The organism is Rhodobacter maritimus, assembly GCF_058747975.1.
Map to the genome: position 1 here is coordinate 2,397,557 of NZ_CM179095.1, position 24,980 is coordinate 2,422,536.

Annotated in this window: 24 protein-coding genes and 1 tRNA gene; 12 read left to right on the forward strand and 13 right to left on the reverse strand. The window is 65.6% G+C overall.

What is annotated here, in order from left to right; translation table 11 throughout:
- Window positions 1–45: 45 nt before the first annotated feature.
- From AC4PTO_RS12200 to AC4PTO_RS12215, 4 genes are all read right to left on the reverse strand, one after another.
- A complete protein-coding gene (locus tag AC4PTO_RS12200) occupies window positions 46–1,128 on the reverse strand; it encodes an ABC transporter substrate-binding protein (protein WP_492728829.1) in 1,083 nt (360 codons plus the stop codon).
- A 99-nt stretch (window positions 1,129–1,227) separates the two neighbouring features.
- Window positions 1,228–2,331 carry an ABC transporter ATP-binding protein gene (locus AC4PTO_RS12205; protein ID WP_492728831.1) on the reverse strand — a complete coding sequence of 368 codons (1,104 nt, stop codon included), beginning with the start codon at window positions 2,329–2,331 and terminating at the stop codon, window positions 1,228–1,230.
- 367 nt (window positions 2,332–2,698) lie between these two features.
- Window positions 2,699–2,785: transfer RNA gene (locus AC4PTO_RS12210), tRNA-Leu, on the reverse strand.
- A gap of 167 nt (window positions 2,786–2,952) precedes the next feature.
- Entirely contained in the window at window positions 2,953–4,251 is a 1,299-nt protein-coding gene (locus AC4PTO_RS12215) for a peptidoglycan-binding domain-containing protein (protein WP_492728833.1), read from the reverse strand.
- Between the two features lie 247 nt (window positions 4,252–4,498).
- On the opposite strand from AC4PTO_RS12215, the gene lipB reads away from it, so the two are divergent.
- The 4 genes from lipB (at window position 4,499) to AC4PTO_RS12235 (ending at window position 8,101) form a co-directional block, all read left to right on the forward strand.
- Window positions 4,499–5,176 (forward strand): lipoyl(octanoyl) transferase LipB, encoded by a 678-nt coding sequence (lipB, locus tag AC4PTO_RS12220; protein WP_492728835.1) that lies wholly within the window; start codon window positions 4,499–4,501, stop codon window positions 5,174–5,176.
- A 96-nt stretch (window positions 5,177–5,272) separates the two neighbouring features.
- Window positions 5,273–5,683, forward strand: coding sequence for a c-type cytochrome (locus AC4PTO_RS12225; RefSeq protein ID WP_492728837.1), 411 nt, complete (start codon window positions 5,273–5,275; stop codon window positions 5,681–5,683).
- 175 nt (window positions 5,684–5,858) lie between these two features.
- Window positions 5,859–7,532 (forward strand): cytochrome c oxidase subunit I, encoded by a 1,674-nt coding sequence (ctaD, locus tag AC4PTO_RS12230; RefSeq protein ID WP_492728839.1) that lies wholly within the window; start codon window positions 5,859–5,861, stop codon window positions 7,530–7,532.
- 8 nt (window positions 7,533–7,540) lie between these two features.
- Window positions 7,541–8,101, forward strand: a complete 561-nt coding sequence (locus AC4PTO_RS12235; RefSeq protein ID WP_492728841.1) for a DUF2244 domain-containing protein — start codon at window positions 7,541–7,543, stop codon at window positions 8,099–8,101.
- 69 nt (window positions 8,102–8,170) lie between these two features.
- On the opposite strand, the gene AC4PTO_RS12240 is transcribed toward AC4PTO_RS12235, so the two are convergent.
- Window positions 8,171–8,629, reverse strand: coding sequence for a GatB/YqeY domain-containing protein (locus AC4PTO_RS12240; protein WP_492728843.1), 459 nt, complete (start codon window positions 8,627–8,629; stop codon window positions 8,171–8,173).
- A gap of 167 nt (window positions 8,630–8,796) precedes the next feature.
- On the opposite strand from AC4PTO_RS12240, the gene carA reads away from it, so the two are divergent.
- On the forward strand, window positions 8,797–9,966 hold the full coding sequence (gene carA / locus AC4PTO_RS12245) for a glutamine-hydrolyzing carbamoyl-phosphate synthase small subunit (RefSeq protein ID WP_492728845.1): 1,170 nt from the start codon (window positions 8,797–8,799) through the stop codon (window positions 9,964–9,966).
- Between the two features lie 103 nt (window positions 9,967–10,069).
- On the forward strand, window positions 10,070–12,085 hold the full coding sequence (locus AC4PTO_RS12250; RefSeq protein ID WP_492728847.1) for a glycosyltransferase: 2,016 nt from the start codon (window positions 10,070–10,072) through the stop codon (window positions 12,083–12,085).
- 9 nt (window positions 12,086–12,094) lie between these two features.
- Here AC4PTO_RS12250 and AC4PTO_RS12255 read toward each other — a convergent pair whose 3' ends face one another.
- Window positions 12,095–12,730 carry a GntR family transcriptional regulator gene (locus AC4PTO_RS12255; RefSeq protein ID WP_492728849.1) on the reverse strand — a complete coding sequence of 212 codons (636 nt, stop codon included), beginning with the start codon at window positions 12,728–12,730 and terminating at the stop codon, window positions 12,095–12,097.
- Window positions 12,731–12,854: 124 nt separating this feature from the next.
- On the opposite strand from AC4PTO_RS12255, the gene AC4PTO_RS12260 reads away from it, so the two are divergent.
- The 4 genes from AC4PTO_RS12260 (at window position 12,855) to AC4PTO_RS12275 (ending at window position 15,526) form a co-directional block, all read left to right on the forward strand.
- Entirely contained in the window at window positions 12,855–13,502 is a 648-nt protein-coding gene (locus AC4PTO_RS12260; RefSeq protein ID WP_492728851.1) for a pyrimidine 5'-nucleotidase, read from the forward strand.
- 109 nt (window positions 13,503–13,611) lie between these two features.
- Window positions 13,612–13,833: a hypothetical protein gene (locus AC4PTO_RS12265; protein ID WP_492728853.1), complete on the forward strand. Its 222-nt coding sequence runs from the start codon at window positions 13,612–13,614 to the stop codon at window positions 13,831–13,833.
- A gap of 60 nt (window positions 13,834–13,893) precedes the next feature.
- A complete protein-coding gene (locus AC4PTO_RS12270) occupies window positions 13,894–15,102 on the forward strand; it encodes a UbiH/UbiF family hydroxylase (RefSeq protein ID WP_492728854.1) in 1,209 nt (402 codons plus the stop codon).
- An 82-nt stretch (window positions 15,103–15,184) separates the two neighbouring features.
- A complete protein-coding gene (locus AC4PTO_RS12275; protein WP_492728856.1) occupies window positions 15,185–15,526 on the forward strand; it encodes a hypothetical protein in 342 nt (113 codons plus the stop codon).
- A 22-nt stretch (window positions 15,527–15,548) separates the two neighbouring features.
- On the opposite strand, the gene AC4PTO_RS12280 is transcribed toward AC4PTO_RS12275, so the two are convergent.
- Window positions 15,549–16,016: an Lrp/AsnC family transcriptional regulator gene (locus AC4PTO_RS12280; protein ID WP_492728858.1), complete on the reverse strand. Its 468-nt coding sequence runs from the start codon at window positions 16,014–16,016 to the stop codon at window positions 15,549–15,551.
- Window positions 16,013–16,471, reverse strand: coding sequence for an Lrp/AsnC family transcriptional regulator (locus AC4PTO_RS12285; RefSeq protein WP_492728859.1), 459 nt, complete (start codon window positions 16,469–16,471; stop codon window positions 16,013–16,015). Before AC4PTO_RS12285 ends, AC4PTO_RS12280 begins: the two co-directional genes overlap by 4 nt.
- A gap of 125 nt (window positions 16,472–16,596) precedes the next feature.
- On the opposite strand from AC4PTO_RS12285, the gene ilvC reads away from it, so the two are divergent.
- On the forward strand, window positions 16,597–17,619 hold the full coding sequence (ilvC, locus tag AC4PTO_RS12290; protein WP_492728861.1) for a ketol-acid reductoisomerase: 1,023 nt from the start codon (window positions 16,597–16,599) through the stop codon (window positions 17,617–17,619).
- 75 nt (window positions 17,620–17,694) lie between these two features.
- Window positions 17,695–18,084 (forward strand): hypothetical protein, encoded by a 390-nt coding sequence (locus tag AC4PTO_RS12295; RefSeq protein ID WP_492728863.1) that lies wholly within the window; start codon window positions 17,695–17,697, stop codon window positions 18,082–18,084.
- Between the two features lie 6 nt (window positions 18,085–18,090).
- Here the strand turns inward: AC4PTO_RS12295 and glmM are convergent, their stop codons facing one another.
- The 5 genes from glmM to AC4PTO_RS12320 all read right to left on the reverse strand — a co-directional run bounded on the left by glmM (window position 18,091) and on the right by AC4PTO_RS12320 (window position 24,953).
- Entirely contained in the window at window positions 18,091–19,434 is a 1,344-nt protein-coding gene (glmM, locus tag AC4PTO_RS12300) for a phosphoglucosamine mutase (protein ID WP_492728865.1), read from the reverse strand.
- Complete coding sequence (folP, locus tag AC4PTO_RS12305) at window positions 19,431–20,453, reverse strand: dihydropteroate synthase (protein WP_492728867.1); 1,023 nt, start codon at window positions 20,451–20,453, stop codon at window positions 19,431–19,433. Before folP ends, glmM begins: the two co-directional genes overlap by 4 nt.
- A gap of 40 nt (window positions 20,454–20,493) precedes the next feature.
- Entirely contained in the window at window positions 20,494–21,414 is a 921-nt protein-coding gene (locus tag AC4PTO_RS12310; RefSeq protein WP_492728868.1) for a dihydroneopterin aldolase, read from the reverse strand.
- 86 nt (window positions 21,415–21,500) lie between these two features.
- Window positions 21,501–22,190 (reverse strand): cell wall hydrolase, encoded by a 690-nt coding sequence (locus tag AC4PTO_RS12315; RefSeq protein WP_492728870.1) that lies wholly within the window; start codon window positions 22,188–22,190, stop codon window positions 21,501–21,503.
- A gap of 231 nt (window positions 22,191–22,421) precedes the next feature.
- On the reverse strand, window positions 22,422–24,953 hold the full coding sequence (locus AC4PTO_RS12320; RefSeq protein WP_492728872.1) for a putative PEP-binding protein: 2,532 nt from the start codon (window positions 24,951–24,953) through the stop codon (window positions 22,422–22,424).
- Window positions 24,954–24,980: the final 27 nt, after the last annotated feature.

The window sequence follows — 24,980 nt, forward strand, 5'->3', positions numbered from 1 at the left end:
GCCCGGGTGCAGAGGCGGCAGCGGTGCCGCCTCTGCAAATCGGGATCAGCCGGCAAGCCAGGCGTTGAACTGTTCGCTCAGCTCGACATCATGGTCAGCCCAGAACTCCGGGTCGTCCAGAACAGCGTTCGTCATGTTGTTCGGGGCGGTCGGCATATGCGGGCCCATCTCGGTCTTGCCGTCCTTGTAAAGGCCGACCAGAGCCGCCGAGGATTTCCGCGCGGGACCATAGCTGATGTACTTCGCCTGATCGGCCAGCCGCTGCGTATCGGTGGCGAATTTCAGGTATTCCATCGCGGCCTCGGGGTTCGGCGATCCTTTCGGGATCGCGAACATGTCGAGGTCCATGTACTGGCCGTCCCAGATCACGTCGAAGGGTTTGCCTTCGGACACCATCGCGTCGAAGATACGGCCGTTATAGACCGTGGTCATGCTGACCTCGCCATCGGCCAGAAGCTGCGGCGGCTGCGCGCCGGCTTCCCACCAGACGACATCGTTCTTGATCGTGTCGAGCTTGGCGAACGCCTGCTCCACGCCCTCGGCCGAACCAAGCTTTTCGTAGATCTCCGCGGCGGGGACGCCATCGGCAATCAGCGCCAGATAGAGCGTACGCTTGGGGTTCTTCGGCAGGCCGCGCTTGCCCGGGAATTTCTCCAGATCGAAGAAATCAGCCGCAGTGGTCGGCAGGCCGTTCGGGAACTTGGTGGTGTCATAGGCGATCACGGTACCCCAGACGATGTTCGCCACGGCGCAATCGCGCAGCGCACCGTCTACGAAATCGTCGATGGCCGGGGTGCCGTCGGGCGCGGCGGGCAGATCGTCAGGGTTGATCTCGACCAGCGCGCCTTCGTCACACAGGCGGATCGCATCCGAAACCTCGATATCGAACACATCGCCGGTAACGTTGCCGGCCTCGACCTGCGCCTTCAGCGGCGAGGCCGGGTTGTCTGCGTCGATCATGTTGACCTTGATGCCCGTCATTTCGGTGAAGGGCTTGTTATAGGCTTCGACCTGACTGGCAGAATAGGCGCCCCCCCACGACACCACGTTGACCTCTTGCGCGGACACGGCAAAGCCGGTTGCGACAAGAGCCGTGGTCAGGATCATCGTCTTTTTCAGATTGTTCATATTGGACTCCCGGTTGGTTTGGTTGTTTACGTTTTCTTTGGCCGCCAAGGGGCGGCAGGCTGGCAGTGGCGCGCCCGCAGGCAGCGCCCATGCCGGATGTCAAAGCGGATCGAGTGCCCGCGCATCCTGCGGATGCCAGCCGATCTTGAGCGACTGCCCGGGCGAGAGCTTGGTCTGCCCCAGGGTGTTGCGCATCTTCATGACGAAATCATCGGACCCGGCAACGCGCAGCCGTGCGCGCAGGATGTCACCCATGTAGATGACCTCGAGCACTTCGGCGCCGATCATATGCGCGCCGGGCGGCATCATCTCGGGTTTGAACTCGACCCGCTCGGGGCGGATCGACACGAGCGTCTTCTGCCCCTTCTCGGTAACATTGACCGGCGTTGCGTCGATCAGCTCGCCATTGGCCAGGCGCACCAGGGCCTTATCGGCCCCCAGCTCTTCGATCGTGCCGGGCAGTTTGTTGTTCTCGCCGATGAACTGGGCCACGAAGCTGTTCTCGGGGCGTTCATACAGATCCTCGGGTGGCGCAAGTTGCTGGATGCGGCCATCGTTGAACACGGCCACGCGGTCCGACATGGTCAGCGCCTCGCCCTGGTCGTGGGTGACATAGACGACGGTGATCCCAAGGCTTTCATGCAGGTGCTTGATCTCAAACTGCATATGTTCGCGCAGCTGCTTGTCCAGCGCGCCAAGCGGCTCGTCCATCAAGACCAGCTCGGGATCGAACACCAGCGCACGGGCAAGCGCGATCCGCTGCTGCTGGCCGCCCGAAAGCTGCGCGGGGCGGCGATTGATGAAGCTGCCCATCTGAACCATGTCCAGCGCGCGTTTGATTTTGGTCTCGCGCTCGGATTTGCCCATACCGCGGACTTCAAGAGGAAAGGCGAGGTTCTCCCCCACCGACATGTGCGGAAACAGCGCGTAGTTCTGGAACACCATGCCGATGCCGCGCTTGTGCGGTGGAACCATGTTGATGTTCGTGCCACCCAGCCGGATCTCGCCGTGCGTCGCGGTCTCGAACCCCGCGAGCATCATGAGACAGGTGGTCTTGCCTGACCCCGAGGGCCCCAGCATCGTCAGAAATTCGCCTTTGCCGACCGACAGGTTCAGGTCTTTTACGACCAGCGTTTCCCCGTCATAGCTTTTCTGCACGCGATCGAATACGACGAATCCTTCGCCGTTGGCTGCAGTTGTCAAAGCGGGCTCCCCAGTTGGTTTTTTGTGGTTGGTTTTTATCCCGTATCGCAAACTAAAACGGATGCGCGCCAGTTATTCAAGAACTGATTTTGTCGCGCCTTCCGCTTCGGAAAGGACCCTTTTCGCTTGCACGGAACGCTTCGGCGGCCCCGATCCAAAAGCGACAGGTTGACCCCGTTTTGAGACTAGGGTCGCAAAAAGTTCCGCATTGCAGCACGGCCGGGACACCCGCCAAAAGCCTCTCGCGGGGGCAGGCGCATCCGGGAAAACGGGCGGACGGCGGGACAAAATCCGTCGGATCGCGGATCGCCGCACCGAAATCGAATCGCCTTTATGAGGGAAATTAAAGAATCACACTGAAGGTGATTGGTGCGGTCGAGAAGACTCGAACTTCCACGGGAGTTACCCCACAGCGACCTCAACGCTGCGCGTCTACCAATTCCGCCACGACCGCACGTCTGAGGCTTGGTGGCGGCGTATTAGCCGAGGCTTTCGAGGAAGGGAAGCGGATTTTTTGCCCCGCATCCGAAATCCTTCCGGCCGGCGCTATATGCCCGCCCAAAAGAAATCGGGCAGGCCATCGGCGGCCTGCCCGGCATCAATTTCAGGATCGTCAGAGGATCAGGACCGCCCGCCAAGCGACCATGCGGCCTTGCGGATCAGCTCGTTCCGTTCCGGCTGGCCGGGGGCGAAGACCGGCGTGGTCCCTGCCCCGGCGGCGTCGAATCCAGTCTGATACCAATCCATCGCAAGGTCGGGGCGCATGCTGGTTCCGAATCCCATCGCCAGGTGATGGCCCAGCAATTCGCCATAGACACGCTCGCCAAGGGCCGTCAGCAGCAGCGCCGAGGACAGCGCCACATCCATGTCGTCGGTGCGATAACCGACCGAGAGACAGATCTTCGCCGTACCCGACAGCTGCGCGGGGGTCATCCCCGAACCGAGCGCGAAGGCCGAGACATCGCTGAGCACCGCGTCACGCGCCTTGAGCGACAGTGCCGAGACCTGATCCTTCATTGCCGGGGCCAGCCCCGCGCATTGCGCCACGATCTCGGTCGGGGTTGCGGTCGCGATCTTGGCCGCCATGTCCTCGCCCTGGCTGATGGCATAGGTGCGCGCCAGGCAGAACTGTTCGCTCAGCGCCTGATTGGCGTCGCTCATCGAGGCCAGCGTGGTGAACCCGCCATTGGTCGAGGTCACGAGGTTGACCTTGTTGCAATGCGACGCAAGCGAGGCCTGAACCGCGCCGCCACCGCCCATGAAATTCGGCAGCGCGGCGGTGACAGGCGCCGGTGCAGCAGGTGCAGGAGCCGGTTCCGGCACGGCGGTCTCGGTCGTGGCGAATTGCGGGATCGTGGGCGCGCCCTGCAACACCGGCGGCGCAGGAACCACCGGCACCATGGCCATGGTGCCGGGCATGACCCCGCCCGCGGCCTCGTCGCGCCACGAGACGAGCAGCCCCTTCATCCCCATCGGGTTCGCGGCCGCCTGCTGCATCGTCATCCCGCCCCCCGCGATCGCGCGGTGATACGAGCCGACAAGAAGCGTGCGTTCATACTCGGTCAGCTGGCCCGTGGGCGTATATCCCAGAAGGGCCTGATATTCGCGGATCGCGCCGCGCGAACGCGACCCCAGAACGCCATCGGGCGATCCCGCCGGAAAGCCGAAATGGTTAAGCGCGACCTGCACGTCGCGGTTCGCCTCGCGCTGCGCCGAACTCACCGTGGCCTTGGGTGCCGCGCGATAGGTCCGCTGCGCGGGGGCGCGGCGTTGCTTGTTGCTTTCGTTGACGATGGCCCCGCCGATGATTCCCCCGATGATCCCCCCGACAAGGCCGTCGGCATCCGCGCGCGCCTGCATCGCAGGCCCCGTCGCAAGCGTCAGCGCCAGCGACACGATAAATAGCTTTTTCGTTTTCATACCCGTTTCTCCCTTGCTTATGCCACCCCGACGCAACTCTCCGAAAAGCCGCCGCCCTGTTCAGCGCCATGCGATCCTGTTGCGCCCTTCCCCAAATACGGGCGGCCCGCCGATAAGGCGCGTTGTCAAATACCTTCTGTCCCGAACTTGAATTTGGAACTTGTGACGGAATAACACCAAACAGTGTTCTCCCGAATCGCCATCAAGGCAAGGTTCTTGATCGACCGGACCGGCAAAGGAACAAGGTATGGTTGAATGGATCATGGCGCATGCGCCTGTCGGCTATGCCGAGGCGCTGGAATTCATGGAAGACCGGGTGGCGCAGATCGCCGCCGGGCGGGCCGATGAGGCCGTCTGGCTGCTGGAGCATCCGCCGCTTTATACCGCAGGCACCTCGGCCCGCCCCGAGGATCTGACCGATCCCGACCGTTTCCCGGTCTTCGAGGCCGGGCGCGGCGGCCAATACACCTATCATGGCCCCGGACAGCGCGTGGCCTATGTCATGCTGGACCTCAACCGACGCGGGCGCGACGTGCGCTGCTTCGTGCGCCAGCTCGAGGCCTGGGTGATCGCGGCGCTTGCACAGTTCAACGTGACGGGCGAGATCCGCGAAGGCCGCGTCGGGGTCTGGGTCACGCGCCCCGACCGGCCGCTCAATCCCGACGGCACCCTGCGCGAGGACAAGATCGCCGCGATCGGGGTCAAGCTGCGCCGTTGGATCAGCTTTCACGGCATCTCGATCAATGTGGAACCCGATCTGAGCCATTTCGAGGGAATCGTGCCCTGCGGCATTCGGGAACACGGTGTCACCAGCCTTGTCGACCTGGGCCTGCCGGTGACGATGACCGATCTCGACGCCGCCCTGATTTCACAATTCGGGGAAATTTTTGGTGATTTGCACGAAAAATGCGCTGCAATGCCCTGACGCGACAGAGTGTCATCTGGTAATACAAAGGGGATCGCTCCAACTCGGGGCGCGAAGCCGGCCCGATTGCCGGCCCAACCAGTCAAGGATAACGCGATGAAGATCAGCCTCTATGCCACCCTCGCCGCTTTCGCATTTGCCGTCCCGGCGATGGCACAGGATGCCGCCGTCGGCGAAAAGGAGTTCGCCAAGTGCAAAGCCTGCCACATGATCCAGGCCCCCGATGGGACGGACATCGTGAAAGGCGGCAAGACCGGCCCGAACCTTTATGGCGTGATCGGCCGTCAGGTCGCTTCGGAAGAAGGTTTCAAATACAAGGACTCGATCGCGGCCGTGGGCGAAACCGGCCTGATCTGGGACGAGGCCGAACTGGCCGCCTATGTGACCGACCCGAAAGCCTGGCTGGTCGAGAAGACCGGCGACAGCGGCGCGAAGACCGGCATGACCTTCAAGCTGAAGTCGAAACAGGCCGACGTGGCGGCCTATCTGGCCTCGGTCGCCCAGTAAGGGCCGCGGGCGCGCGGAACACGCGCGATACCGAAAGCACAATCCCTCAAGGCGCGGCAATTTTTCCGATTGCCGCGCCTTCGATTATTGCCGTTCGTGAATTTGGTCTTTAGAACAGTCCTATACCGGCGCAGGTTGGGAGAACCGGCGCCGTCGCGCTAAATGGGAGATCAGCATGGCGGACGCAGCCGTTCACAGCCATGGTGAACATGACAACCGGGGTTTCTTTGCCCGCTGGTTCATGTCCACCAACCACAAGGATATCGGTATCCTCTACCTCTTCACCGCGGGCTTCGTCGGCCTGATTTCGGTGATGTTCACCGTCTACATGCGCATGGAGCTGATGGAGCCGGGCGTGCAATACATGTGCGCCGAAGGTGCGCGCTTCATTGCCGATTCCTCCGCCGTGTGCACGCCCAACGGGCATCTGTGGAACGTGATGATCACCTATCACGGCGTGCTCATGATGTTCTTCGTGGTGATTCCGGCCCTGTTCGGCGGTTTCGGCAACTACTTCATGCCGCTGCATATCGGCGCGCCGGACATGGCCTTCCCGCGGATGAACAACCTCAGCTACTGGCTTTATGTCGCGGGGGTCTCGCTTGGCGTGGCCTCGCTTCTGGCGCCGGGCGGCAACGGCCAGCTTGGCTCGGGCGTGGGCTGGGTACTTTACCCGCCGCTGTCCACCACCGAGGCCGGGATCTCGATGGACCTTGCGATCTTTGCGGTGCACGTCTCGGGCGCGTCCTCGATCCTGGGCGCGATCAACATGATCACCACCTTCCTGAACATGCGCGCGCCTGGCATGACGATCCACAAGGTGCCGCTGTTCGGCTGGTCGATCTTCGTGACCTCGTGGCTGATCCTGCTGTCGCTGCCGGTGCTGGCCGGTGCGATCACCATGCTGCTGATGGACCGCAACTTCGGAACGACCTTCTTCGACCCTTCGGGCGGCGGCGATCCGATCCTCTATCAGCACATCCTGTGGTTCTTCGGCCACCCCGAGGTCTACATCATCATCCTGCCCGGCTTCGGCATCATCAGCCATGTCATCGCCACCTTCGCGCGCAAGCCAATCTTCGGCTACCTGCCGATGGTCTATGCGATGGTCGCGATCGGGGTTCTGGGCTTCGTCGTGTGGGCGCACCACATGTATACCGTGGGCCTGTCGCTGACGCAGCAAAGCTACTTCATGCTGGCGACGATGGTCATCGCCGTGCCGACCGGGGTGAAGGTCTTCTCGTGGATCGCCACGATGTGGGGCGGCTCGATCGAGTTCAAGACGCCGATGCTCTGGGCGTTCGGCTTCCTGTTCCTGTTCACCGTGGGCGGCGTGACCGGCGTTGTCCTGAGCCAGGCGCCGCTCGACCGGGTCTATCATGACACCTATTACGTCGTGGCCCACTTCCACTATGTGATGAGCCTTGGCGCGGTCTTCGCGATCTTCGCGGGCGTCTATTTCTGGATCGGCAAGATGTCGGGCCGGCAATATCCCGAATGGGCGGGCAAGCTGCACTTCTGGGCCATGTTCATCGGTTCGAACATGATCTTCTTCCCGCAGCACTTCCTGGGCCGCCAGGGCATGCCGCGCCGCTATATCGACTATCCCGAAGCCTTCGCCTTCTGGAACTACATCTCGTCGATCGGCGCCTTCGTTGCCTTCGCCTCGTTCGTGTTCTTCATCGGCGTGGTCTTCTACACACTCTTCGCCGGCAAGCGCGTGACCGAGAACAACTACTGGAACGAATATGCCGACACGCTGGAATGGACCCTGCCCTCGCCGCCGCCCGAACACACGTTCGAGCAGCTGCCGAAGCGCGAGGACTGGGATCACGCCCACGCGCACTGAGCGGGCTGATGCCTTATGAATGGGTGATCCACCCCGACGCGGCCCCGGAGCATTCCGGGGCCGCTGTCACTTCGGCGCCCCCGTCCGGGCCCGCGCCCCTGGCCGAGCTGCACCTGTGGCCCTACCGGTCGTTGCCGCGCAAGGGCTTCGTTCTTTTCATCGGCGCCACCTGCACGCTGCTTCTGCTGCCGCTGCTGGCGGTTCTCGGGTCCGTCATCATGTGGGCGCTGCTGCCGTTCCTGCTGGCCGCGATCGGCGCGATCTGGTGGGCGCTCACGCTCAGCTATCGCAGCGGCGAGGTGCTGGAGACGCTGCGCATCTGGCCTGACGAGATGGTCCTGACGCGGCACGACCCGCCCGCGCGCAACCGGCAGTGGCGCGCCAACCCCTACTGGATCACGCCCGAGCTGCACGCCCGTGGCGGCCCGGTCGAACAATATCTGACGTTGAAAGGCGGCCCGCGCATCGTGGAGCTGGGCGCGTTCCTGACACCCGAAGAACGGCTTCGCCTGTGCGACGAGCTGCGCGCGGCGCTGTCCCGTGCCCGCCGGCCTGGCCCCGGCACCTGAGCCCCCGCCCCAAAAACAACACGCCCGCGAAGGATCTTCGCGGGCGCTGAACGGGCATCCTGCGGGCGCTTAGCCCAGCCGGGCCTTCACCATGGGCCCCACCGCGCCGAAATCCATCTGCCCGGTGAATTTCGACTTCAGTTCGCCCATCACGCGGCCCATGTCGCGGATCGAACTGGCCCCGATCGACTTTATCGCGGCATCGACCGCCGCCTCCACTTCCGCGGGCGAGAGCTGCCGGGGCAGGAAATCCTCGATCACGCGGACCTCGGCCAGTTCCTTTTCGGCCAGTTCAAGCCGCCCGCCCTCTTCATAGGCGCGCGCCGATTCCTGGCGCTGCTTGACCATCTTACCCATGATGGCCAACACCTCCGGATCTCCGACCGACCCGCCATCCCCTTCGGAACGCAGGGCAATTTCGCGGTCCTTGATGGCGGCATTGATCAGACGCAGCGTCGAAAGCCGCTCTGAATCCTTGGATTTCATCGCATCCTTAAGGGCCTGTGCGATCTTCTCGCGCATGTCCATGGCTTCATCCCCAGTGGTTCAAGGCGGCCAGAATAGCCAAATCCGGCGGCAGGCACAACCTTGCCAACCCATTGAAATATATAGAAAACGAGAAAGCCCGTTATCCCCTTGACCCCGGCCCCCGCCGCCCGTAGTTTCCAGCAGATTTTTGCCCGGGGAGTCGCGCCATGTCTGCAAGCCAACAGTCATCGGAAAAACCCACCGCACTGATCGCATTGGCAGACGGGCAGCTGTTCTACGGCTACGGCTTCGGCGCGACCGGCGAGACGGTGGCGGAACTTGTCTTCAACACGGCGATGACCGGCTATCAGGAAATCATGACCGACCCGTCCTATGCCGGGCAGGTGGTGACCTTCACCTTCCCCCATATCGGCAATGTCGGCGTCACCCCCGAGGATGACGAAAGCTACGAGACCCCTTCCGCCGCCGGGCTGGTGGTCAAGTGGGACCCGACCGAACCGTCGAACTGGCGCGCCTCGGGCGACCTGCGCGACTGGCTCGAGAAGCATGGCCGCATCGGGATCGGCGGTGTCGATACCCGCCGGCTGACCCGCGCGATCCGCCAGCAGGGTGCGCCGCATGTGGCGCTTGCGCATGATCCGAACGGTGTCTTCGACATCGAGGCGCTGGTGAAGAAGGCGCGCGAGTGGAAGGGGCTTGTCGGGCTCGACCTCGCAAAGGAAGTGACCTGCGCGCAATCCTACCGCTGGAACGAAAAGCGGTGGGCCTGGCCCGAGGGTTACTCCACCCGCGAAGGCGCGGGGCTGAAGGTCGTCGCCATCGACTATGGCGCAAAGCGCAACATCCTGCGCTGCCTGGCCTCGGCGGGATGCGACGTGACGGTTCTTCCCGCCTCGGCCACGGCCGAGGATATCCTTGCGCTTGGGCCCGACGGGGTGTTCCTGTCCAACGGTCCGGGCGATCCGGCCGCGACCGGCGAATATGCCGTGCCGATGATCAGGGATGTTCTGGCCGCCGATCTTCCGGTCTTTGGCATCTGCCTGGGCCACCAGATGCTTGCGCTTGCGCTTGGCGCCAAGACGATCAAGATGAACCATGGCCATCATGGCGCGAACCACCCGGTCAAGGACCTCGTCACCGGCAAGGTCGAGATCACCTCGATGAACCACGGCTTCACGGTGGACAGCCAGAGCCTGCCCGAGGATGTGCAGGAAACCCATGTCAGCCTGTTCGACGGGTCGAATTGCGGCATCGCGGTGAAGGGAAAGCCGATCTTCTCGGTGCAATACCACCCAGAGGCGAGCCCCGGCCCGCAGGACAGCTATTACCTGTTCGAGCGTTTTGCCGAGGCCATGCAGGCCCGCCGCGCCGGATAAACCCGCAGAACCCACGAAATACAGTGGGTTGCGAAGATTTGTTAACCCAACGTTAACCACGGGAAGCGAACGCTGCGCGTATCGTTTTACACGCTGTGGTTTCATGACGGCTTCTGCCCAGCTTCACCTTCGGCCCGTTCCCGCCCCGGCGGCGCGTGGCGATGTCGTGGCCCTGCCCCTCGCGCCGCCCCTCGGGGTGCCGGGGCGCATGCCGCTGGGGCAGATCCTGCTGGACATGGGTGCGGTAAGCCCGACCGACCTCTTGCAGGCGATCGTGATGCGGGATCGTCAGCAGGTGCGGCTGGAGGATGCGCTGCTCAGCAACGGCTGGGTGAGCGAGGCCGACCTGATGGCCGCCCTGGCGCGTCGCTGGCAGGCCCCGGTTCTCGACCTGCTTGCAGAGCGGCCGGACCCGCGCCTGATCGACGCGATCGGCGCGGAAACCTGCCTCGGCCTGTCGCTGGTTCCCTGGCGCCGGATCGGCGGACAGACGGTGATCGCCACCGCCCGGCCGGATCGCTTTGCCGCCCTCTGCGCCGCTTTGCCGGCCGCCATCGGCCCTTATGCCATGGTCCTCGCGCCGGAACGCGACATCCATGCCAGCCTTCTTGCGCAGCGCCAGACCGCGCTGATCCGGCGCGCCGAGACCCGCGTGGCCGCGCATGAAAGCTGCCGCAGCGGCGATGGTGCGCGGCTGTCGCGGCGGGCCCTGGCGCTTCTGGCGGGAACCGCCGTCGCACTTTGGGCCGCGCCTTATGCGGCGTTCACGCTGATCTTCCTGTGGACGCTACTGACGCTGGTGCTGGGAACTGCGCTCAAGGCGGCGGCCTTCGTGGCAGAGCTGCGCGGACAGGCGCGCACCCGCCCGGCCGTGCACACGCCCCTGCCGCCGGGCCAGCTTCCCGTGATCTCGATCATGGTTCCGCTTCTGAAAGAGCGTGACATCGCGGACCGCCTGCTGCGCAGGCTGGGGCGGCTGAACTATCCGCGCGAATTGCTCGACGTGCTTCTGGTGCTGGAAGAGGATGACAGCACCACCCGCGACATGCTGGCAACGACCGATCTTCCGCACTGGATGCGCGTCGTGCGCGTGCCGGACGGCCCGATCAAGACCAAGCCGCGCGCGCTGAACTATGCGCTGAACTGGTGCCGCGGCACGGTGATCGGCATCTATGACGCCGAGGACGCGCCCGCGCCCGATCAGCTTCAGACGGTCGCGCGCCGCTTCGCCGAAGCCGGCCCCGAGGTGGCCTGCCTGCAAGGCATCCTGGATTACTACAACCCCCGCACCAACTGGCTGTCGCGCTGCTTCACCATCGAATATGCGGCGTGGTTCCGATCCATGCTGCCGGGGATCGCGCGGATGGGGCTTGCGGTTCCGCTTGGCGGCACGACGCTGTTCTTCCGGCGCGCGGTGCTTGAGGCGCTTGGCGGCTGGGATGCCCATAACGTGACCGAGGATGCCGATCTGGGCATCCGCCTTGCGCGCCACGGCTACCGCACCGAGCTGATCCCCACCGTGACGGAAGAAGAGGCCAACTGCCGCACCCTGCCCTGGGTCAGGCAACGGTCCCGCTGGCTCAAGGGATATGCAATGACCTGGGGCGTGCATATGCGTGATCCACGGCGGTTGTGGCGCGAACTGGGCCCGCGCCGCTTCGCCGGATTCCAGATCCTGTTCCTGGGGGCGCTGTCGCAGTATCTTCTGGCGCCGGTCCTGTGGTCGTTCTGGATCATCCCGCTTGGCCTGTGGCACCCGATGCAGGAGGTGATGACCGCCGGCCAGATGAACGCGCTGATCCTGTGCTTCCTGGGCGCCGAGGCGGTCAACATCACCGTGGCGCTCTGGGCGGTGCGGGGGCGCGCGCATCGCCACCTGATGCCATGGGTGCCCACGCTTCACATCTATTTCCCGCTCGGCGCGCTTGCCGGCTGGAAGGCGATCTACGAGGTGGTGACGATGCCCTTCTACTGGGACAAGACCGCCCATGGCGTCTTCGACGAGATCCATGAAGAACTTGTCGCCGCCGCCCCGGTCAGCGCGCTTGTGCCCGCCACCCTCGGCCCGGCCGGCGGGCAGACCGGCGGTCGGTTGCCCCGCGCGCCGCTGATCGGCTGAGCGCGCCCGTCAGCGCGGCGCGCGCACGCCGCCCGCATCCAGCTTCAGCCGCGTCTCGAACGCCTTGGAGATATGCGCCCGCAGCGCCGCCTGGGCGCCATCCTCATCGCCCGCGCCGATCGCGTCGACGATCGCGGAATGCTCGGCCAGGGCGGTTTCGCCCCGCCCCTCGGCCGCAAGTGACGTGGTGGCCAGAAGCGCCATGGAGCGATGCACAAGGTCGAGCTGCTGCACCAGGTAGCGGTTATGCGAGGCCAGGTGGATCTGCTTGTGGAACCGCCTGTTGGCGCGGCTGAGCGCCTCGGGATCGTTCAGGATGGTCATGTCCTCGGCCACCATATCGCGCAGCACGCGCACCTCTTCGGCACTGGCATGCTTGGCGGCCAGGCGCGCGGCAAGGGCTTCCAGCTCGGCGCGCACGACATAAAGCTCGGCCAGCTGGTTGTGGTCGAGCGAGGCCACGATCAGGCTGCGCCCGTCCCGCGCCAGCATGGATTGCGTTTCAAGACGTTGCAGCGCCTCGCGCACCGGCGTGCGGGACACGCCGAAGCGATCCGCCAGCTCGGATTCGACCAGCCTGTCGCCGGGGCGATAGATCCCGCCGTCGATCGCTTCGAGGATAAGGGTGTAGGCGTCTTTCTGCATCGGTCCGCTTTCGGCAAGCCACCCGGCTTCGCGGGGCGTGAAACCCTAAGCCGGGCGTGGGGGCGATGACAAGCCCGCGCGCGCCTGCGATTGCCGTTCACCGGCGGCCGGGCTAATATGCGCCATGCCCGCAGAGCGCTTTCATCATGTGACCAACTGGGTCTTCGACCTGGACAACACGCTTTATCCGCCCGCCGCCCGGCTTTTCGACCAGATCGAGATCCGCATGACGCATTTCGTGATGCAGGCCCTTGGCATCGAGCGGACCGAGGCCGACCGCCTGCGCCGCCACTACTGGGCGCTTTACGGCACCACGCTTGCCGGCCTGATGCACGAGCATGACGTGGACCCCGGCCCCTACCTGACCGAGGTCCATGACATCTCTCTTGATCATCTGGCGCCCGACCCCGCGCTGCGCGCCGGGATCGCCGCCCTGCCCGGCCGCAAGATCGTCTATACCAACGGCTGCGCCCCCTATGCCGAACGGGTGGTTGCCGCGCGCGGGCTTTCGGGCCTGTTCGACGGGATCTACGGCGTCGAGCATGCCGCGTTCCGCCCCAAACCCGACCGCGCCGCCTTCGAGACGGTCTTCGCCCGTGCGGACATCACCCCCGCCCGCGCCGCGATGTTCGAGGACGATCCGCGCAACCTTGCGGTTCCGCATGCCCTGGGCATGCGCACGGTTCATGTTGCCCCGGCCCCCGTCGAGGCGCCGCATATCGAGCACCATACCGACGATCTGGCGGGGTTCCTGACCGCGCTCAGGCGCTGATCGCCCAGGCACGCGGACCCGGCGCGACAAATTGTCCGATGGCGAGGCCCGGCCAGCACACTAGATCGAACCGCGATCGACAGGATCACGCGAACGGGAGATCTGCAAGATGACCACCACCACCGCCGCCGAAACCGGCGCCAGCCCCACCATGCCTCACGCCCCCGCGAAGAAAGAGCCGACAGCCGCGCTGTTTCTCTTTGCGCTCGTGCTCGTCGTCGGTGTCGGCGCGGCAACCTTCATCTGGGGGCTCGGAGCGCTTATCATCTCGGCGGTGATCGCCAGCTGGGCCATCCTTGCCCTTCTGGTGTTCATGACGGCGGGCAGCTGACGGCATTGGACCTTGCCCCGCGCCCGCGCTAGATTGCGGGCAAACGATGGAGGGCAGGCCATGGCCGGGCAAACGCGGATCACAACCGATATCCTTATCTCGGGCGGCGGCGTTGCGGGCCTTGTTGCGGCCGCGGCCTTCGGCGCCGCCGGGTTCCGCGTGATCTGCGTGGACCCCGCCCCCCCCGTCACCAGCGAAACCGACGCAGGCGCGGATCTGCGCACCACCGCCTTTCTGCACCCCTCGCGCAGCGTCCTCGAGGCCGCGGGCCTCTGGTCCCGGCTGGCGCCATTTGCCGCGCCCCTCCAGATCATGCGCATCATCGACGCGGGCGGCGAGAAGCCCGAGGCGCGGCTGACGCGCGATTTCAATGCCGAAGAGATTTCGGACGAACCCTTCGGCTGGAACCTGCAAAACTGGCTCTTGCGGCGCGAGATGGTCGCCCGCCTGGCCGAGTTGCCCGATGTCAGCTTCCGCCCCGGCATCGCAACCACCGGCGTCGTGACGCGCGAAACCTCGGCCGAGGTGCGCCTGTCGGACGGCACGCAGGTCAGCGCCCGGCTGCTGATGGCCGCGGACGGGCGGAACTCGCCCGTACGCGAGGCGCTTGGCATTCCCGTCCGCACGACGCGCTATGGCCAGAAGGCGCTTGCCTTCGCCGTGACCCACCCGATCCCGCATCACGACATCTCGACCGAGATCCACCGCTCGGGCGGGCCGTTCACGCTTGTGCCGCTGCCCGACCGCGACGGCCAGCCCTCTTCGGCCATCGTGTGGATGGAGCGCGGCCCCGAGGCCGAGCGGCTGGCGGCCCTGCCCGTCCCCGAATTCGAGGCCGCGATGCTGGAACGCTCCACCGGGTTCCTCGGGCCGCTGACCCTTGCCACGCGCCGTTCGGTCTGGCCGATGATGAGTCAGATCGCCACGCGCTTCAACGCGCAGCGCAGCGTGCTGATCGCCGAGGCCGCGCATGTGATCCCGCCAATCGGCGCGCAGGGCCTGAACATGAGCCTTGCCGATCTGGCCTGCCTGCTGGACCTGTGCCGCAACGACCCCGCGCATATCGGAGAGCCCGCCATGCTGGCCGCCTACAACCGCCGCCGCTGGCCCGAGGTGGCGGCGCGGGTGGCGGGGATCGACATGCTGAACCGTGCCTCAATGGCCTCTGCGCGTCCGCTTCGGGATCTGCGGGCTGGCGTTCTGGGCGCGCTCTATTCGCTGTCGCCGGTGCGCAAGACGCTGATGCGGGCGGGGCTCGGGCTGCGCTGAAAAAATCTGGCGGCCTTATCCATTTGTTAAATCCGATGCAGGAGGCTGGCCGGGACAGCAGCTCATACCCCCGGAGGCTTCGATGCATCTCAAACCCCTCGCCGACGAACTGGCCGATATCCGCGCCGAGATCGCGCGCCTGAAGCGACGCGAGGCCGAATTGCGCGCGGCCTACCTGACCCAGCCGGAACTGCCCCGCGCGGGGCGCCGCCACCGGGTCGAACTGGTCACCCAACGCATGCGCATCTTCGATCCCCGGCTGCTGCCTGCCGAACTGCGCAGCGATCCCGCCTTCCAGCGTGACAAGATCACCCGCGTGCTGCGCACCGTGGCCATCGGACAGGGCGAGGCCGGGATCCCCGAACCGCATCAGTTCGATTTCGCACGCCCGCGCGGCCTGTTCCGCTTTGCAGCGATGCACTGACCCCGCCCTCCGGGCGCCGCGCTCAGCCCAAAGGGCCGGGGCGGCGCTCTTCGGACAAAAGCACATTAGCCTCGACCTGCCCGACTCCGGGCAGCGTCATGATCCGGCGCCGCAATACGCGCTCGAAATCGGCAATGTCGCGGGCGGTGACGCGCAGCCGGTAATCGAACAACCCCAGGACGTGCTGAACCACCTGCACCTCTGGGATCGCCGTCGCGGCGCGCTCGAAATCTTCCAGGCTGACGCGCCCCTTGGTGGCAAGCTTGATCCCCAGGAACACGGTCACGCCGAAGCCCAGCTGCGCGGGGTCCAGAACCAGTCGCCGGCCCTTCAGGACGCCAGCTTCCTCCAGCCGCCGGATGCGCCGCCAGCAGGCGGGTTGCGACAGGCCGATCATCCGGCCCAGCGCCCCGGCGCTTTGGGTGGCATCCCGCACCAGCGCGCGCAGGATCGCCCGGTCGGTATCGTCCATCTCGATCCCTGCGCTCATAGCGGCAGTTCCTCGCTTTTCTTGATCGTCGATACCAGCATCAACGCCTCGGTATCGGCGATATGCGGCAGGGTCAGGATCCGGGCGCGGTAGATTTCCTGATAGTGCGCCATGTCCCGCGCAATCACGTTCAGCCGCACATCGGTCTGGCCCAGAAACGTCTGGATCTCGAGCACTTCGGGAACCTTGCGCGCGGCCTCCAGAAACTCGTCAAAGGCGCGCGGATGCGTCTTGTCGAGGGTGAAACGTAGACTCACCTCAACCTCCCAGCCCAGCACCCGCCAGTCGATCACCGCCTGCTCCCCTAGAATTACGCCCGCCTCGCGCATCTTCTCGATCCGGCGCCAGCAGGTCGCCGTCGTCAGCCCCGCCCGCGCGGCCAACTCGGCACCCGACAGGCCCGGCTCCGCCAGCATCTGACGCAAAATCCTGCGATCGACATCATCTACGCGCATTAATTTATCTCATTATTAAATGATCAAGAATGGATATTACCAATGATCTGCAAATTATTCAAATTTTGAACGGCAATTTTCTTCAACCTTCGTATTCTGCCACCAGACATCAACGGAGGAACGCCATGCGCGTCTATTATGATCGCGATTGCGATGTGAACCTGATCAAGGACAAAAAAGTCGCTATCCTCGGCTATGGCAGCCAAGGCCATGCCCATGCGCTGAACCTGCGCGACTCGGGCGCCAAGAACGTCGTCATCGCCCTGCGCGAAGGCTCGGCCACGGCCAAGAAATGCGAAGCCGAGGGCCTGAAGGTCATGGGAATCGCCGAAGCGGCGGCCTGGTGCGACCTGATCATGTTCACCATGCCCGACGAATTGCAGGCCGAAACCTACAAGAAATACGTCCATGACAACCTGCGCGACGGCGCGGCGATCGCTTTCGCCCACGGCCTGAACGTGCATTTCGGCCTGATCGAGCCCAAACCCGGCGTCGACGTGATCATGATGGCGCCGAAAGGTCCGGGCCACACCGTGCGCGGCGAATATACCAAGGGCGGCGGCGTGCCCTGCCTCGTGGCCGTGCATCAAGACGCGACCGGCAAGGCGATGGAGCTTGGCCTGTCCTACTGCTCCGCCATCGGCGGTGGCCGCTCGGGCATCATCGAGACGAACTTCCGTCAGGAATGCGAAACCGACCTCTTCGGCGAACAGGCCGTGCTGTGCGGTGGCCTGGTCGAGCTGATCCGCATGGGCTTCGAGACCTTGGTCGAGGCCGGGTATGAGCCCGAGATGGCCTATTTCGAATGCCTGCACGAAGTGAAGCTGATCGTGGACCTGATCTACGAAGGCGGCATTGCGAACATGAACTACTCGATCTCGAACACCGCCGAATACGGCGAATATGTCTCGGGGCCGCGCATCCTGCCCTATGACGAGACGAAGGCCCGCATGAAGGCCGTCCTGACCGACATCCAGACCGGCAAGTTCGTGCGTGACTTCATGCAGGAAAACGCCGTCGGCCAGCCCTTCTTCAAGGCGACCCGCCGCATCAATGACGAGCATCAGATCGAACAGGTCGGTGAAAAGCTGCGCGCCATGATGCCCTGGATCTCCAAGGGGAAAATGGTCGACAAGTCGCGCAACTGAGCGATAAGACAGATCTTGCGGGGGGCGCCTGAACGGGCGCCCTTTCGCATTCCGCCCCGGAAGAAAGGCCGAACCATGCACGACACCCCGCAATCCGAACTTGACGCGATCACCGCCGAGCGTGCCCGGATCTTCTCACGCAAGTGGTTCGCGGATCTCATGTCGGGCAGGCTTGGCGCGGGGGATACGTTCTGGCTGGGGAATTACGGCATCGGGCTGGTTATCGTGCCCGCGGTAGTGCTGCTGGCCGCGATCCTTGCCGCTGCGGCGCCGCAGGCGATGGCCCCGGTTCTTGCCGTCCTGGCGGCCGTGGCGGGGATCTACCGGATGGCGCTGCTGCGCGCCTTCCTCATCGTCATGCGGCGGCAGGACGGCCCGCGCGGCTGGTTCCGCGCAGGGGCCGCGATCATCGCCATCGACGGCCTCGCGCTTCTGGGCTATGCGGCATCCGCCCTGACGGGGTGAGGGGGCTCAGATCTCGGCCTCGACCGCCGCCACGATCCCGTCCACGGTTTCGCGCAACATCGCGTCATCCTCGCATTCCGCCATCACGCGGATCAATGGCTCGGTGCCCGATTTGCGGATCAGGATCCGGCCCTTTCCGGCCAGGCGCTGCTCTGAGAGGGAAATCACTTTTCGAACATTATCGGACGAAAGCGGCTCTTGCCCCTGCTGGTAACGCACGTTTTTCAACATTTGCGGCACGGTCTCGAATTGCGTGACAAGTTCGCTTGCGCGCTGCCCGGTCTCGACCATGGCGGCCAGGAACTGAAGCCCGGCGATCAGCCCGTCGCCGGTCGTGGCATAATCGGTCATGACGATATGGCCCGATTGTTCCCCGCCAAGGTTGAAGCCGCCCTCGCGCATGCGTTCGACGACATAGCGGTCGCCCACGGCGGTGCGTTCCAGCCGCAGCCCGCGCGCGTCCAGGAACCGCTCCAGCCCAAGGTTCGACATCACGGTGGCCACCAGCGCGCCGCCGCGCAGGCGCCCCGCCTCGGCCCAACGGGCGGCCAGAAGCGCCATGATCTGATCGCCATCGGCAACGCGGCCGGTCTCGTCCAGGATCATCACCCGGTCCGCATCGCCATCCAGGCAGATGCCCAGATCCGCGCCATGCGCCACCACCGCCTCTGCCGCCGTCTCGGGATGGGTCGAGCCGCAGCGGTCATTGATGTTGAAACCGTTCGGCGCCACGGCAACCGGGATCACGTCGGCGCCCAGCTCCCACAGCACCTCGGGCGCCGCACGATAGGCCGCGCCGTTCGCGCAATCGACCACGACCTTCAGCCCCGAAAGCTGGCCGCGCCCCGGAAAGGTGGTCTTGGCATATTCGACATAGCGGCCCCGGCCATCCTCGATACGCTTGGCCCGGCCGATATTCTGGGGCTGCGCGGGCTCGATCTCGGCCCCGACGATCGCCTCGATCTCGGCCTCGGCCTCATCGGACAGCTTGAAGCCGTCGGGGCCGAAGAACTTGATGCCGTTATCGGCCGCGGGGTTGTGCGAGGCCGAGATCATGATCCCGATATCGGCCCGCATCGAGCGGGTCAGGAAACCCACCGCCGGCGTCGGCACCGGCCCCAGAAGCAGCACGTTCATCCCCGTCGAGGTCAGCCCCGCGGTCAACGCATTTTCCAGCATGTAGCCCGACAGGCGCGTATCCTTGCCGATCACGACGCGGTGGCCGTTGCGCCCGTCGCGGCGGAAATAACGCCCCGCCGCCGCCCCCAGACGCAGCGCCAGCTCGGCCGTCATGGGATAGCTGTTGGCGCGGCCCCGCACCCCGTCGGTTCCGAAAAGCTTCCTGCTCATTGCTCATACCCTTCTGAAATCGCACGCCAAAGCCGCACGCCCTGCGCAACTTCGGCCACATCGTGAACCCTGTGAATCTGCACCCCCTGCGCAAGCCCCGCAAGCGTGACGGCAAGCGTGCCGGGCATGCGCACGCGCGCCTCGGGGGCCTGCCCGATCGTGCCGATGAAGCGCTTGCGCGAAGCGCCCAGCAGAACCGCGCATCCCAGCCCGTGAAACAGGCTCAGCCCGCGCAGCAGCGCAAGGTTATGCGCCACCGTCTTGCCAAAGCCGATGCCGGGATCGACGACGATCCGCTCGGGCCCGATCCCCGCCTGCGCCGCGGCCGCGATCCGGGCCTCCAGGTAGTCATAGACCTCAAGCAGAACATCGTCATAGCGCGGGTCTTCCTGCATCACCTCAGGCGTGCCCCTGGCATGCATCAGGCAGACCGGCGCCCCGGTTTCGGCCACGGCGGCGGTCATGGCGGGATCGTATTCCATCGCCGCCACGTCATTCACAAGATCGGCCCCCGCCTGCAACGCGGCGCGCGCCACGGCGGCCTTGCGCGTGTCGATCGAAAGCGGAAGGCCCATGCCATCGCCCCGCAGGGCCGCGATCACGGGCGCGGTGCGCGCGATCTCTTCGGCATCGGGCACGACGGCGGCGCCGGGACGCGTGGATTCGCCCCCCAGATCAAGGATATCCGCCCCCGCCGCCTGCATCCGCCGCGCCTGATCCATCGCCTCTTCGGGGCGCAGGAACATCCCGCCATCCGAAAAACTGTCGGGCGTGAGGTTCAGGATCCCCATGATCTGCGGCGCCTCAAGACGCAGGCGGGCGACGGGCGCGCGCGGCGCGCTCAGCCGGTCCAGCATGTCGGCGGGAACCTCGGAAAGCGGCACGATACCGTCCGAGCCGCCATGTCGCAGCACCTCGACCCGGTCGAACCAGCACCATCCCCCCGCCAGCGGCAAGGCCCCGCGCGGGCGCGCGGCGGCATCGGTCATGGCGATCGGTCGGAAATACAGACGCTCCATGCCCCCGCTTTCACCCGATCGCAGCCGACTTGGCAAGAGCCTAGCGCGTCACCACCGCAATCGGCACGCGGCTTCCTGCCGGGGCTGAAACATCGCCGTGAAGCTCCAGCCGGGTGGCGGCAAGGGTTTCGGCCAACCACAGCGCAAGCGCCACGGCATCGCGCGCGGGCGCCTTGGGCCCGTCCACCGCATCGAGCACGATCTTGGAGGGCGCCCAGACGATGGTCCGGCCCTGCTTCATCGCCCAGTCGATCTCGGTCCGGCTGGAAACCACCACGCAGCGCGGATCGCGCGCGGCCAGCATCCATGCGTTCTGCTCGATCGCCAGAAGGTCGATGCGCCGCTGCGTCGGGCGATGACCGCTTTGCGGCACCGCCCCGTCGGGCATTCCCACGGCCAGGATCACCGGCAGGCCCGCCGCCTCGATCCGGTCCAGCCGCTGCGCAAGATCGGGCGCCGCGATGGCGGCGTTCGACAGAAGGGCCACCAGCGGATGCAGCGCCTCGGCCGAGCCGTCCGCCGCCACGCCCTGCACCGGAATCGCCGCGCGGGAACGCACGATCTCGACCCCGAGCGCGCCGGGGCCGCGATCCAGCTTTTCGATCCGGACGAAAACGCGCATCGCCTGCGGTTCTGCCAGAACGCGCTCGGCCACACGTTCGGCCAGCGTTTCCAGCAGGTTGAGCCGCTCATCGGCCAGTTCGGCCGCGATCGCCTCGGTGATGCGGTCATAGGACAGGATGCGGTCCACATCGTCGGCCAGCGGAGAGATCTGCCCCCGCACCTCGACCACGACATTGAAGCGCAGCCGCTGCGCATGGCCCCGCTCTTGCTGGAACGCACCGATATCTGCCTGCACGACATGATCGCGCAGCGAGATGCGGTCGCGCGGATCGGCCCCCGCAGAGGCTTCGGCGCGCTCTTCAGGATGAGCGAAGGCAAGTGAGATGTCGCTGGTCATGGGATTTCCGCTTCAGTCGGGCGGATCATAAGCAAAGGGTGGGCCCCGGCCCACCCCGAAACGGCATCCCGCAGTCGCAAGCGACCTCAGTTCATCGCCGTGCGCAGCGGCGGGCGGTAGAAGATGTGCGACCCGATCTGCGTCGTGCGCGTGAAGCGGGTCGACCAGTTCGGCCGAACGGCCGGGGTATGGAAGAAGGTCGCGCCATCGGTCAGCCCGCGTGGTGCACCGTCCAGCATCGCCCGCGCCACCTTGGCCACGTTCACGAAAGTTGCGTTCTGCGGCACCGTATCGGGGCGCCCGTCGCAGGTGAACGAAAACTGGCAGCCACGGCCATTGCTCTGGTTCACGACGCTACAGACCGAGCCCGGAAAGGCCGCGTCATCGACGCGGTTCAGAATAACCTCGGCCACGGCGATCTGGCCCTGAAGCCCTTCCCCTCGTGCTTCGTGATAGATCGCGGAGGCAAGGCACTGGAACTCGGCCCCGCCCGAAGGCGCAGGCTGCGCCGACAGCCATTCGGCCGTGATCGGTTGCGGGGAAGCAACGGATTTGGAAGACTTGCGCGGCGCTTTCGGCGCCGTGGTGATGGCAGAGATGCGTTTTGCCGGGATCGCCTCAAGCGCAGAGCGTTCCTGCCCCAGAAGCGCCACCAGACCGCTGCCCACAATCGCGGTGGGATCGTTCGACTGGCTTACCGTAACTTCGGCACGCAAGCCTCCGGCCATGGCAAGAAGCACGAGCGCGCCCCCCGTCCAGCTTTTCAGCACTGACATGTTTTCTTTCCGATAAGTTCAATCGCCCCGGCCCGCAGGCCGCGACCGCAGTGCCATACCCGAAAAACGGCCAAAGAGTCTACCCGGGGGCGGGATCACGCTTTGCGGCGCGATTTCATGCGCGGATTTCAGCCGAAGCCGCGACCTCGGGAAAGCCGGGAAAGAGGTGCAGGAGCAAAGGCAAACTGCTGAAAAAACGTGCGGAATCGCAACGAGGGTGCGGATTCAACCTCAGGTTTTAGGGGTCAGCAGCGCGAAGTGTGCTGCCGCAAGTCGCGCAACCGGCACGCGAAACGGCGAACAAGACACATAATCGAATCCCGCCGCGCGACAGAACGCAATCGATTCGGGGTTGCCGCCATGCTCCCCGCAGACCGAGATCGTCAGGTCCGACCGCGCCGATCGTCCGCGGGCCGCCCCCATCAGCAACAGCTCCCCCACCCCCTCGACATCGAGAATATGGAACGGATCTTCGGCATAGACCTTCTGATTGACGTAAGAGCCCATGAACCGTCCCGCATCGTCGCGCGACAGCCCGTAGGTCATCTGCGTCAGGTCGTTCGTGCCGAAGGACAAAAAGGCCGCATGCTCGGCGATCTCGCCCGCGCGCAGGGCCGCGCGCGGAGTTTCCACCATTACACCCAGGCGATAGGTGAAATCGGCCTTCGCCTCGTTGCGCACGGCGGCGGCGACCGCGTCGATGCGGGTCTTGACCAGTTCCACCTCGCGCTGCGCCGAAACCAGCGGGATCATGATCTCGGGCACCACGGACGCGCCGCGGCGGCTTGCCTCTACGGTCGCCTCGAATATGGCGCGCGCCTGCATGTCGTAGATTTCCGGCACGGTGATGCCCAGCCGCACGCCGCGCATGCCCAGCATCGGGTTGAATTCGCTCAGCGCCTCGACGCGGCGCGTCACGTCCGACAGGGGGCGGTCCAGCGCCTCGGCCAGCTCGCGCATCCCTTCGCGGTCATGGGGCAGGAACTCGTGCAGCGGCGGGTCGAACAGCCGGATGCAGACCGGAAGCCCCGCCATGATGTCGAAAAGCGCCGTGAAATCCGCACGTTGCATCGGCAGAAGGCGATCGAGCGCGATATGCCGGTCATGCGCGGTATCGGCAAAGATCATCTCGCGCATGACGGTCAGGCGGTCCTCGTCGAAGAACATGTGCTCGGTCCGGCACAGGCCGATCCCCTCGGCCTCGAACATCCGCGCGGTGCGCGCATCGTCGGGCGTATCGGCATTGGCGCGGATGCCGATGTCGCGCGCATTGTCGGCCCATCGCAGCAGGGTGCGGAACCCGTCGTCCAGTGCCGGCTCCAGCATCTCGGCCGCGCCGGCCAGAACCTCGCCGTTGGTGCCGTCGACGGTGATCACCTCGCCCTCGCGGAAGATGCGGCCGTCGGGGGTGCGCAGGGTCCGCTCGCGCGCGTTGGGCTGCATGTCGGAACAGCCCACGATGCAGGGCAGGCCAAGGCCGCGCGCGATCACCGCGGCATGGCTGGTCATGCCGCCGCGTTCGGTCAGAACGGCCACGGCGGCGTGCATGCCGCGAATATCCTCGGGCACGGTTTCGCGCCGCACAAGGATGCAGGGCTCGTCCCGCGCCGCACTGGCCTGCGCGGCGGCCGAGGTGAAGACGATCTTGCCGGTCGCGGCGCCGGGGCTGGCGGCGATGCCATGCGCGATCGTGTCGCGCGGTGCGCGTGGGTCCACCTGGTAATGCAACAGCTCCGACAGCGCCCGCGGCTCGACCCGCAGCAGCGCCTCGTCGCGCGTGATGATCCCATCCTTGGCAAGCGCCACCGCGATCTTCACCGCCGCGCGCGAGGACCGCTGCACCCGCACCGCGTCGATGATCGAGACCGCCCCGTCCTCGACCGCGAATTCGATCTGCATCTCTTCGCGCAACTGCTCGCGGCAGGCCGCGCCATGGCGGACCAGACGGTCGAACACCTCGGGCGAGGCCTCTTCCAGCGATGCCCCGCGCGGATCGCGCGTCAGATACAGCGTCTCGACCGCCTGGTTGCGGCCCTGGCTCTGGCCGCGGAACCGTCCGGTGATGCGGGTGGCGCCGGTCACGCTGTCGACGAACTGCATCGTCCCCGAACCCGACAGGCCGGGCCCGATCCCAAGCGCCATCTCCTGCACCACAAGGCCAAGCGTGGCCTCGGCCGGGGCGCCCTTGGCTTGACGCAGAAGCCGCGCGGTCGTGCCCTCCCAGGCGCGCGCCATCGAGCGCAACACCTCGGCCAACTGGCGGGCGGGGGACTGCGGGAAATCCTCGTCGGTCTCGGCCTGATAGGCCTCAAGCGCCGCGGCAAGCGCATCGGGACCGGGGGGCGCGATGAACATGTCGGGATCAAGCCGCGCGACATGGGTGGCATAGCTTTGCACGAAACGCAGATAAAGCGCATCGGCGGCCTCGGCACCATGGCTCCGTTCCAGCCGGTCGCGCGCGGCATCGTTCATGCCGACATTCAGCACCGTCCCCGGCCCGCCCCATGCGGGATTTTCGGGGCTGGAGCGGACCGAGACCAGAAAATCATCGCCGAAAAGGGCGACCAGCGCCTCGGTATCGGGCATCTGGCCGGCGGCGATGGCGCGCACCGTCTCGACCGGAAGCGCCACGGTGCGCGGCACCGGAAGCTCCATCCGGATCAGGCGTTGCAGGCATTTCGCGCGCCAGCCATGGCGCGAGACGACAACCGGCGCCGAGGGCGTCAGTTCCACGAATTCGGCAAGATCGGCACGCTTCTGCATTGCAGCATTTCCTGAACTTGCGCGAAG